The sequence below is a fragment of the Bacteroidota bacterium genome (assembly GCA_018816945.1).
Classification (GTDB): domain Bacteria; phylum Bacteroidota; class Bacteroidia; order Bacteroidales.
The window spans coordinates 62,574-69,091 of record JAHIVC010000009.1 but is presented as its reverse complement, the minus strand read 5'-3'; the positions used below and the strand labels follow the sequence as shown (position 1 = coordinate 69,091).

At 40.6% G+C, this 6,518-nt stretch carries 3 protein-coding genes; all 3 read right to left on the bottom strand.

Translation table 11 applies throughout. The annotated features are described in order from the left end of the window. Positions 1-163: 163 nt before the first annotated feature. The 3 genes from KKG99_01365 to nuoE are packed head-to-tail and all read right to left on the bottom strand — an operon-like array spanning position 164 to position 6,221. Positions 164-3,868 carry an FAD-dependent oxidoreductase gene (locus KKG99_01365; GenBank protein ID MBU1011628.1) on the bottom strand — a complete coding sequence of 1,235 codons (3,705 nt, stop codon included), beginning with the start codon at positions 3,866-3,868 and terminating at the stop codon, positions 164-166. Positions 3,869-3,891: 23 nt separating this feature from the next. Continuing rightward, the gene (locus KKG99_01360) at positions 3,892-5,670 is read right to left on the bottom strand and encodes an NADH-quinone oxidoreductase subunit NuoF (protein ID MBU1011627.1); all 1,779 of its coding nucleotides are present in this window, start codon (positions 5,668-5,670) and stop codon (positions 3,892-3,894) included. Positions 5,671-5,699: 29 nt separating this feature from the next. Next, complete coding sequence (gene nuoE, locus KKG99_01355; protein ID MBU1011626.1) at positions 5,700-6,221, bottom strand: NADH-quinone oxidoreductase subunit NuoE; 522 nt, start codon at positions 6,219-6,221, stop codon at positions 5,700-5,702. Positions 6,222-6,518 lie beyond the last annotated feature (297 nt).

The window sequence follows — 6,518 nt, the reverse complement described above, 5'->3', positions numbered from 1 at the left end:
TTAGCTTCTGTTCGAGTTAATGCACCAGATAATACTTCTCGTACAACTCTTAATTTAAAACTTTCTTCATACATTATAAATCCTGTCATAAGTTTACTTTTTGTGTAAACCTATTTTAGGACAAGACAGGGTGACACCCTGAAGGGTGTCACCCCAAACTCCATTAATCTCTGAAAGCATTCTCAAAATCCGTTTCAAACCTCAAATGAACTGCATCACAACCATAATTAAACAATCGGTTGTAGTTGCTGTCGACTTCGGTATAGGTAAACTGATAGGCTTCGTCCTCAATTTCAGTTGCTAATAATGAAAGTGCTTCGGCACGGATATCCATTACTTCTTTATCGCCTTTCACGCCCAATAATTCCAACAAATCAGCAGTTTGTTCGAAACTTTGTTTTTCGAGTTTAGGGGCAAATTGCGCTTCAAATTCCTGAAATACTTTCTGGGCATTAGAGTAACTGCCATCCATTTCAAGAGGCAGGGTTGCAGGAATTACCAGATCGGCAGCCATGGCGGTTTCGGTCATGAAATAATCCTGTACGGCCACAAATTCTGCTTTCTCCAGCCAGGCATTTACCTCAGCCTTATCAATGGCACAACCTACCGGGTCCTCTGCAAAGATAAAGAGATTTTTATAGGCTCCTTCTTTCATGGCACCTAACATGCAGTTTCGAAGATTTTCAGCAAGGGTTGTAACACCCCAAACAGATTTCATTTTCGCCACAAACGCATCATCTTTGATGCATTGCGTTCCCACTCCGTAGGCAGGAATCGCACCCATATCAAAAATTCCCTGGGCATTGTTCTTTTCTTTCAACGGAATGAGTCCACTGGCAGTTTTGCCTAATTTACCGGTGATCATCGCTAAATTTAGTACTTCAGTACAGGCATGGGCACTCAATTCTTTTTCAGAAAATACCAGAACGGCATTCATTTCATTGTTATAATCCCTGGCAAATTCAGCAATGGTATCCTGACAACAAACACCTGATTTCTCAACCAGTAAAGTATAATTTTCTTTTAATGTGGTGGCTTTGTACGCTTCAAATCCTTCGCAACGATCTTTAATAAACATACCATTCTCCAAACCATTGCTCAATAAATAATGGTTCACTGCCTTCACAAAATGATAATAGGATTTAATGATAATGGTTTTGTTCGCCTTCCGTTTCATGCTGCTATCGGCATGCACAGTAATTAAATCAACCGGAGTTTTCTTTAAAAATTGAGCATTGTTGATCATAAAACCAACTACTGCGTTGTCCTTATTAATTTCAGAACCCAACAAGTAAATCTTGCTGGCATCCATTATTTGCTCAAACGGAACATTGGCCATGCTGTTTTCAAGATATCCTTTTTGTTCATTCAGATAATGGAAACTAGAGACATTATTGGTTTTTGCCCCGGCACGTGCCAGTTTCTGAACCAAATATTGCTCTTCATTACTCAATCTGGCTCCCGCGAAAAAGATATTGTCATCGGCTTTTACCTTGCTAATGCGTTCGGCCATGATTTTAGCTGCCTCTTCAAAACTGATGGGCTCAAACTTACCATTGACTTTTAACATAGGTTGAGTCAATCGGCTCTTATCATTCAAATACTGATAACCAAACTTGGCATATCTGCAAATATTGCCATCCGTGTTTATCATCCCTTCGCTACCTTCAACCTTCATCACAAATTCGTTGCGATGTTTTACGTTAATTTCGCAGCCAACCGAACAGTAATTGCAAATGGTTTTTGCATCCTCCAGTTTTACAGGACCCGGTTTGAAGAATACATTTTCAGTAATCGCACCCGTTGGACATGTTGAGATACACAATCCACAGGATTCGCAATTTGATTCCTGTAATTTATCGCCCATACTTGGTGCTACATAAGTATCAAAACCTCGGTTAACCAAACCCAAGGCAATGGCACCAACCACTTCGTTACAGATGCGGATACATCGGGCGCATAAAATACATTTGTTCGAGTCGATTTCGATGTATGGATGACGGAAATCAACTTCGTATTCTTTAAAATCTCCTGCAAATTTTACCTGATCTACACCATATTCCGTTGAATATTTTTTCAGATCACAAGTGAAAACTTCGGTACATCCACATTCCAGACAGCGCTGTGCTTCTTGCCTTGCAACCTCTTCGCTATCATAACCCAATTCAACTTCACAGAAATTCATTCGCTTTGAAGGATCAAGGGTTGGCATTTCTTCACGCTTTTGCGGGATGAATTTGCCCATGTATTCCTCGTTCACCTGGGGTTTGAAATTATCTTTTTTGCTGATGAATGCTTTTCCGAAAGGCTTCACTTCTTTGCCCTGTAAAAATAAATTGCAGCTACGTGAAGCGATTTTAGCTTGTGCCACAGCTTCGATTAAGGTTGCAGGTCCGGTCACGCCATCACCTGCTGCGAACATATTTTTGATTCCTGTTTGCAAGGTTTTTGGATCGGCTTCGATATCTCCCCAACGGGTAATTTTCAATTCACCGTCCTTCACATTTTCGTTTACTTCCTCTAAGAAATTAACAATCGTTTTTTGTCCGATGGCAGCTAAAATATAATCCACTTCAAGGTCAAATTCTGAACCTTCTTTTGGAACCGGTCTTCTTCTGCCGGAAGCATCGGGCTCGCCAAGTTCCATTTTCAGACAAGTTATCGATTTCAACTTACCATTTTCATCTTTATTCACTTTTGAAGGATTCGTCAGGAATAAATACTGAACTCCTTCCAATTTCGATTCGTGAATTTCGATGGGGTTGGCAGGCATTTCTTTTTCGGTACGGCGGTAAATCACATAAACCTCCTCCGATCCGCATCGGCGGGCAGTTCGACAGCAGTCCATGGCAGTGTTTCCACCCCCAACAACAGCAACTTTCTTGCCCCTGAAGTCTTCTTTCTTACCACTCATTTCCATATTTTTCAAGAACTCAATTCCTGAAAACACGTTTTCGGCATCATCGCCTTCGCAACCAATCAATGTTCCTTTTTGAGAACCAATGGTTAATATAACCGCATCGTATTTTTTTTGCAGTTCACTATATTTCAGGTTATCACCCAATTTTTGGTTGTAAAATATATTTACGCCCATTTCGGTGATATTGTCAACTTCTTTCTGAAGTAAATCGTTAGGCAAGCGATACTCAGGAATTCCGTACCTCAACCATCCTCCTGCTTTTGGAGCAGCTTCGTAAATATCTGCCTGATGGCCTTCTTTTTGGAGGAAGAATCCGGCTGAAAGTCCACCGGGGCCAGCACCAATTACGGCCACTTTTTTGCCCGTCGATGGCTGAATCTCCGGCTTAAATTTATTTTCTGATTGAAGATCATAATCCGCTGCAAAGCGTTTCATGTAATCAATTCCTACTGCTGCACCATCATCCAAAAGATTTCTTCGGCAAGCCACTTCACAGGGACGAACACATACCCGGCCACAAATAGCAGGCAATGGATTGGTTTCTTTAATCACTGCCACTGCTTCGTTGTATTGACCTTTATCGATCAATGAAATATAACCCTGAACGTCAACCCCTGCCGGACAGGCCTGTGTACATGGACCCAAACAGTCAGCATAATGATTGCTCAGCATCAGGTCGAGGGCAGTTTTGCGTGCTTTCTTTACCTTATCGTTGTAGGTTTCGATCTTCATACCTTCAGCAACTTTGGTGGAACAGGATGGCTGCAAGCCTCGCATTCCTTCAATTTCAACTACACACACATAGCATGAAGTAAAGGGTTCCAACCGTGGGTCGTTACAAAGGGTTGGAATTTCGATATCATTTCTTCTGGCGAGTGCTAAAATAGTTTCTCCGGGATTAGCTTGGACGATTTCGCCGTTTAATATTACGTTTAGTCTTTCACTCATTTTTAAGCGCTTTAGTTCAATTATTATGAAAGCCTGATGGCATCGAATTTACATTTTGAATAACAGGTACCGCATTTGATACAATCGTCCTGTCGAATGGAGTGAATCTCTTTGCGTTCACCATCAATACAACTGGTCGGGCAATTTTTAGCACAAACGGTACAGCCTGTGCATTTGTCCGGATCAACTTCATAAGTGAGTAACCCGGTACATACTTTGGCTGGGCATTTTTTATCACGGATATGTGCTTCGTACTCATCCCTGAAATATTTAATCGTAGTAAGTACCGGATTTGGTGCGGTTTGTCCCAGCCCGCAAAGAGAACTGTCTTTAATTTGTTGGGCAAGTTCTTCGAGTCGGGCAATGTCTTCCATTTCACCTTTACCTTCGGTGATGCGGGTTAAAATTTCGAGCATCCGTTTCGTCCCGATGCGGCAGAAAGTACATTTTCCACAGCTTTCCTTTTGTGTAAAATCAAGGAAGAATTTAGCCACATCGATCATACAAGTGGTTTCATCCATGATAACCATACCTCCTGAACCCATGATAGCCCCAGTAGCATTTACAGAGTCATAATCTACAATGGTGTCGGCCAGATATTCAGGGATACATCCACCTGAAGGACCACCCATCTGAACGGCTTTAAACTTTTTATCGTTTTGAATTCCACCGCCCAATTTAAAAATAACATCACGGATGCTCATTCCCATAGGAACTTCTACCAAACCTGATCGTTTAATTTTTCCTGCCAATGCAAATACTTTAGTTCCCTTGCTTTTTTCGGTACCATATTTTGAATATGCTTCAGCCTCATTTAAAATAATCCAAGGGATATTAGCGAACGTTTCAACATTGTTGATGTTGGTTGGTTTTTTCCACAATCCTGATGCTGCAGGGAATGGAGGCCTTTTTCGTGGCATCCCGCGTTCCCCTTCGATAGAAGCGATCAGTGCTGTTTCTTCACCACAAACAAAAGCCCCGGCTCCTTCTTTAATGTAAATGTCAAGATTGAATCCTTCTATTCCCAAAATATTTTTTCCGAGATAACCTTTTTCACGTGCCTGAACGATGGCAATATTTAATCGCTTGATGGCCAAAGGGTATTCGGCACGACAATAAATGACACCGCCATTAGCTTCGATGGCATAAGCTCCAATGATCATTCCTTCCAAAACGGAATGTGGGTCGCCTTCTAAAACCGACCTATCCATGAAAGCACCCGGATCTCCTTCATCTGCATTACAAATGATGTATTTATCTGCTGATTTATTGTTGTTTGCAAACCTCCATTTCAATCCGGTTGGGAATCCTCCTCCTCCTCTGCCGCGAATACCTGAATCAAGGACAGTTTTTATCACCTCTTCTCTGGATATGCCTTTTGTTGCTATTTTTTTAATTGCAGCGTATCCATCCCGATTTTCATAATCGGCAATATTCTCAGGATCCATGTACCCACAATTTCGGAGGGCAATTTTTACTTGGGAGTCGGTAAAAGTATTATCAACTGTCTTAAATAAATCAGAATGAACTACATACTCCTGAACCGGAACATTTTGCTCAATATGCTTGTTCAATATTTCAATGGCCCTGGCTTCATCGATTTCACCGTAAAGGTATGAACCAGATTCATCAATAACTTCAACAAGCGGTTCACGATAACACATGCCAACACAACTTGTTTTCTTTAATTCAAAATCAAGGCCTTCAATTTCTTGTAAAGCTTTAATTTTTTCATAAACTTTACCGGCACCAGCTGCAATTCCACAACTGCCAAGTCCGACAATAACTTGCTTATTTCCCATGCTAATAAATTTGTATGGATTTCATCCTGTTAGGATTGTAATTCTTCTATTCTGATATTTTTAATAATCTTTACTGCCTTACTGCCGTCAAGCTTTCCGTATGCTTCGCCTTTAATCATCATGACGGGTGCCAAAGAACAACATCCAAGACAAGCAACCGACTCGAGCGTAAACAATCGATCTGTGGTTGTTTCACCATCTCCAATTTTTAAGGCTTCTTTAATCATCTCTGTAACGGCTTTGGCATTTTGAACATGACAGGCTGTACCATGGCAAACCTTAATCACATATTTACCGACAGGAGTTAATCGAAACTGAGCATAAAATGTGGCAACGCCATACATTTCAGATAAGTTCAACCCTGTTTCAGCAGAAATTTTCTGAAAAGCATCTTTTGGGATGTACCCAAATGTTTCCTGCGTTCCTTGCAACAAAGGAATCATATTGCCTTTTTTATTCTTATACTTTTGAATTAGAGGATCTAAGACGCTTAGATCAATTTTATCCTCTTCGGTCGTGCTTTTTTGAACACTAATTCGTGATATACGCATTATTAATCAGGTTAATGTTAGTGCCGTAAAAATAGGGAATGTTAATAAATTAACCGATCCGTAAAACACCCAAATAATTCAATTTATACCTAATCTAAATAGAGTAATTATCAGAAAAAATTTTGGAATTAGCACGCAGCGATATACTTGTATTATAAAATCTTTCGACGGAGAAGCAATTGATCCCGATACACTTCGTTATCGGGATTGTTCGACTTATAATTCTTGAAAGTTACACATCCAAAAATTAAGTCTCACGAAAAAAAGAGTCCCGAATAAATCCGGGACCCCCACCTA

Coding starts and splice junctions, on each gene's coding strand:
- KKG99_01365 (MBU1011628.1), bottom strand. CDS start 3,868: ATGAGTGAAAGACTAAACGTAATATTAAACGGCGAAATCGTCCAAGCT.
- KKG99_01360 (MBU1011627.1), bottom strand. CDS start 5,670: ATGGGAAATAAGCAAGTTATTGTCGGACTTGGCAGTTGTGGAATTGCA.
- nuoE (MBU1011626.1), bottom strand. CDS start 6,221: ATGCGTATATCACGAATTAGTGTTCAAAAAAGCACGACCGAAGAGGAT.